Consider the following 4,177-nt stretch of genomic DNA (forward strand, 5'->3'; position numbering starts at 1 on the left):
CACTCCACCTGTGGACACCCACCCCGCCTGTGGACAACCCCCGCGTTTCCCGTCGATCTGCTATGGCGACCCCATGATCGCTGGCGTTTCGGCTGTCGTTTTCTCGGCGTGTCACGTCGCCGTGACGTCAACGATCATGACGAACCGGGGCGGCGGCGGGGGTTGGTGGTCTGCTATGCATCTGTGGCAGTACGAAGGCGTTCTTGGCTGCCACAGATCGCTGCCACGAATCACGGAGAGAGGGTTCCGGGTGGGGTTGCCGTCTTATCTGGCCAGTATGCCGATGCATGCGATCACCGAGATGTATGGCGAGGCGGGGCTGCGGGAGCGGTTCCGGCTGGAGAGCGAGGCGTTCGACGCCGACGAACGGCAGCGGTTGGGCGAGGCGCTGGAGTTGGCCGCCCGGCTGCACCGGGCGGACCGGCGGACCCGGGAGCCGTACCTCAATCATCTGCTCCGGGTGGCGATCCGGATGATGCACCACTACCAGGTACGTGACGTGGACGTCATCGTCGCCGGGCTGCTGCACGACGCGGTGGAGGACCACCCGGTGGAGTTGGCGGATGGGGCGAGCGGCACAGACCCCACCGCAGCGGCGCTCGGTGTGCTCGCGGAGCGGTTTGGACCGCGGGTGGCACGGCTGGTGGCGGCGGTGACCAACCCGACCTGGGATCCCGGCCGGGACCGCAACGAGCAGTACCACGAGCACGTCGCCGCCAGCCTGGAGCGGGAGCCGTGGGCGCGAGTGATCAAAGTCTCCGACTTCACCGACAACGGGGTCGGTGTGATCCACGCCGTCGGGCCGAAGGTCGAGTCGTCGGCGCGTAAGTACCGTCCACTGGTGCCGCTCTTCCGGGACCTGGTCACCCGGGCCGACACGCCACTGACCGCGCCGGTGCGGCAGCACATCCTCGACCAGCTCGACCTGGCCGAGGAGCGCTTCAGCGCCATCCTCGACCAACCCGCCCACTCCTGAGGTTCAGCGGTCGGCCGCGGCGGTCTTCCGGTGCAGGCGGCTCGATAGCAGCTCGGCCTGGGCCACCGAGCCGCCGCCGACGCCCAGGCCGTCGCGGGCGGCGCGGTAGAAGTGGTCCCGCGCCTCGTTGGCCTGGTGCAGCAGGTCGGGCAGTTCCTCGCTGGTCTGTGCGCCGCGGGCGAGGCGTTCGATCTGCCAGACCGCGTCGCGCCACGCTCGGGCCGCGGTCACCGTGGGTCCGTCGCCGAGCAGCAGGACGTTCTCCCAGGCGATGGTGTGCCGGAAGCCGGCCTCGGTGAGCGCGGCCTGTTCCTGTTCCCGGTCGAGGTAGCCGCCGATCATCCGGCTGGCGATCGTGTGCACCTCCTTGAGTGCCCGGGCGAATTCGGCGTACGCGTCCAGCCGCCGCTCGTCCCAGCGCACCGTCTGGTGTCGACGCCACCGTGACCTGTCGGTCAGGGAGGTGGCGACGATGGTGCCGACGGTGCCGATCAGCACACCGAGCAGGGCGGGCAACTGCGCGACGACACTCCCCATGGCGTCAGCCTGCCAGTTGCCGGCAACTGACGGATCGACCGCCCCGGCCGCTCCCACGTGCATCGGGTTTCTACTCTTGGGCCTCCAATAACGAGGGGAAAACATCATGCGCGTTGCACGCGTACTCGTGCCTGCCGCGATCGCGGTCGCCCTGCTCGCCGGTTGCGGCGGCGGCGACAACGGCGGTACGACGTCTTCGTCGTCCGCTCCGCCCGCCAGCACGCCGCCCGCCAGCAACGGGGTGGCGGAGCTGACGCCGGACGAGATCCTGGCCAAGGCGATCGAGGCGCTGGAGAAGGCCGGCTCCTACCAGGTCAGCGGCAAGGCGACCGAGGAGGGCGAGGTGACGTCCATGGACTTCAAGTTCGCCAACGGCAGCTGGGGCGGCACCATCAACATGCAGGGCAGCGGGGTTGAGCTGCTGGTGGTGGAGAACCAGACCTACTTCAAGGCGGACGCCGACTTCTGGAAGGCGATGGGCGGTGCCGATGGCGCGGGCGTGGCCAAGCTGATCAATGACCGGTGGGTCAAGGTGTCGGCGGACGACGAGATGTTCGGCGACATGTCCGAGATCTCCGGGATGGCCGACCCGAAGACGCTGCTCCAGCCGGACGGAACGCTGGCCAAGGGCGAGGCCAAGGAGCTTGAGGCCGGTCCGGCCATCGGGCTTGTCGACCAGAAGGCGAAGAGCACGCTGTACGTGGCGACGACCGGTGAGCCGTATCCGCTGCTCATCGAGTCGCCGGACGGTGACGTGACGATCGGCGGGTTCGGGGAGTCGTACCCGGAGCTGGTGCAGCCGGCCGAGAAGGACGTCGTCGACTTCAGCGAACTCTCCGGTAGCTGACCGGACGGTCGCGAGCGGTCGAACCGGGCCGGACGGCGGCGGGGCGGGGCTGATGCCCCGCCCCGCCGCACGTGTGCTCCGGCTCAGGAGGTGAATTTCTCCAGGGCGAGCTCGAGGGCGGCGCTGTCCGGTTGGGCGTACGCCTTCATGGTCTCCTTGTTGTAGGAGATGAAGCTCGGGCAACGGACCGCCGGAGCGTTGATCCGTCCACCGTCGCCGACCTTCTCGCCGGTCTTGGCGGCGTAGAAGGTCAACGTGTAGCGCGCGGAGACATAGTCGACGGTGACCTTCTTGTCGTCACTGTCGTTGTACTCGCACTTGCGCGCCTCACCGTCGCTGCCCGGCTCGAAGGCGAGGCAGCCGATGAGGGAAACCGAGGCCCAGTCCGAGGTCCGGGCGTAGTATGGCTTGTCGAAGCCGACCGATTTGCTGAGCCAGGACTCTGGGCGGTCCGGGGAGTTGGCGAAGGTGAACACCTTGGCGCCCTTGGCGGCGGTGTACGGGGCGGCGTTGAGGATCGGGCTGCCCTCACAGACCGCCGACATGTCGCTGGAGTTGCGGGCGGTGATGGCGTTGTTGTTGGGCTGCTCCTCGGGCGACGAGTTGGCGGGCAGGCTCTCGCCCGGCCCGGGAGTACCGGTCGGACCGGGGGTACCGGTGGGGCCGGTCGCGCCGGTGGTGACCGTGGGCTCGTCCTCGCTGGAAAACACGACGAAGCCGATGAAGCCACCGCAGGCGACGAGCACCGCCATCACGGCGGCACCGATGCCCACCCCGAGCCAGAGCCCGGTCTTCGAGGATTTCTGCGGTGCGACGCCGTACATCGGCGGCGGGGGCGGTGCGCCGTACGGGGACGGATATCCGGGCTGGCCGGGCTGACCGACCGGAGAACCGGGCGGCAGCGGTGGACCAGCCGGGGAGCCGGGCGGGGTGCCCCACGCGGCGTTCGGGTCCGGCTGCCCTCCGTACGGAGGGTGACTGTCACTCATGTGTGGCCCTTGTCAATGTCGAGAGGTTCACTGGCACATGATCAGGGCCAGGGTAGCCAGCCAGGCAAATCAGGGCCGCCGCTCCGCCAGCGGGGTTCCGGTGCGTGGACACGCATGGTTACGGATCACACTCTCCCGATCGCACGGTGTGGACGTGGCACCCCGCGGGTACCGAGATGGGACACCTGTCGAGGAGGAGGACGAGATGACCGACCCGAGCCTTTCCAAGACTTCGATGTATGGAAATATTGCGTGACTGTTTCGCCGCGTCGTAGGCTGCCGTGGGAGCGCTCCCGGCCATTCCGTCCGAGCACGCCGGAGCTGCCGTCCCACCACCACGATCAGATTGCGACGGTCCACCATGAAGCATCCCCCGCGCCGCACCGGACGCCTGCTGGTGACCGCCGGTGCCGTCGGTGCGCTGACCCTCGGCGCGCTGGCGTCCCTGCCCGCCACCAGCGCCATGGCCGCGACCGGCTGCTCCGTGAGCTACACGACGAACAGCTGGTCCGGCGGGTTCACCGCCAGCGTCACCATCACCAATCTGGGCGACGCGGTGTCCAGTTGGAGCCTCGGCTTCTCCTTCCCGGACAACGGCCAGCGCGTCACCCAGGGCTGGTCGGCGACGTGGAGTCAGAGTGGTAACGCCGTGACCGCGCGCAGCCAGAGCTGGAACGGCTCGCTCGGCAACGGCGCCAGCACCAACATCGGCTTCAACGGCAGCTTCACCGGCGCCAACCCCTCGCCGACCTCCTTCACTCTGAACGGCACGGTCTGCACCGGCTCGACGAATCCCACCCCGCCGCCACCGACGACTCCCCCGCCCAC

At 68.8% G+C, this 4,177-nt stretch carries 5 protein-coding genes; 3 read left to right on the forward strand and 2 right to left on the reverse strand.

The genetic code is table 11. The features are described 5' to 3' along the window. Positions 1-277 precede the first annotated feature (277 nt). Positions 278-976: an HD domain-containing protein gene (locus tag C1I93_RS29030; RefSeq protein WP_420811719.1), complete on the forward strand. Its 699-nt coding sequence runs from the start codon at positions 278-280 to the stop codon at positions 974-976. A gap of 3 nt (positions 977-979) precedes the next feature. Here C1I93_RS29030 and C1I93_RS29035 read toward each other — a convergent pair whose 3' ends face one another. After that, positions 980-1,513: a hypothetical protein gene (locus C1I93_RS29035; protein ID WP_111246449.1), complete on the reverse strand. Its 534-nt coding sequence runs from the start codon at positions 1,511-1,513 to the stop codon at positions 980-982. 106 nt (positions 1,514-1,619) lie between these two features. Here C1I93_RS29035 and C1I93_RS29040 point away from each other — a divergent pair, with 106 nt between their 5' ends. Beyond that, on the forward strand, positions 1,620-2,360 hold the full coding sequence (locus C1I93_RS29040; protein WP_146603608.1) for a hypothetical protein: 741 nt from the start codon (positions 1,620-1,622) through the stop codon (positions 2,358-2,360). Between the two features lie 83 nt (positions 2,361-2,443). On the opposite strand, the gene C1I93_RS29045 is transcribed toward C1I93_RS29040, so the two are convergent. After that, positions 2,444-3,349: a hypothetical protein gene (locus C1I93_RS29045; protein WP_111246451.1), complete on the reverse strand. Its 906-nt coding sequence runs from the start codon at positions 3,347-3,349 to the stop codon at positions 2,444-2,446. A gap of 361 nt (positions 3,350-3,710) precedes the next feature. Between C1I93_RS29045 and C1I93_RS29050 the strand changes: the two genes are divergently transcribed. Next, positions 3,711-4,177 (forward strand): cellulose binding domain-containing protein (locus tag C1I93_RS29050; RefSeq protein ID WP_181445376.1); only part of this gene is annotated, 467 nt, incomplete at its 3' end.

Origin of the sequence: Micromonospora endophytica, from assembly GCF_003236305.1 — a bacterium.
GTDB classification, from domain to species: domain Bacteria; phylum Actinomycetota; class Actinomycetes; order Mycobacteriales; family Micromonosporaceae; genus Micromonospora; species Micromonospora endophytica.

Excerpts from the sequence above, each read along its gene's own strand:
- C1I93_RS29040 (WP_146603608.1), top strand. The coding sequence starts at position 1,620 with ATGCGCGTTGCACGCGTACTCGTGCCTGCCGCGATCGCGGTCGCCCTG.
- C1I93_RS29045 (WP_111246451.1), bottom strand. The coding sequence starts at position 3,349 with ATGAGTGACAGTCACCCTCCGTACGGAGGGCAGCCGGACCCGAACGCC.
- C1I93_RS29035 (WP_111246449.1), bottom strand. The coding sequence starts at position 1,513 with ATGGGGAGTGTCGTCGCGCAGTTGCCCGCCCTGCTCGGTGTGCTGATC.
- C1I93_RS29030 (WP_420811719.1), top strand. The coding sequence starts at position 278 with ATGCCGATGCATGCGATCACCGAGATGTATGGCGAGGCGGGGCTGCGG.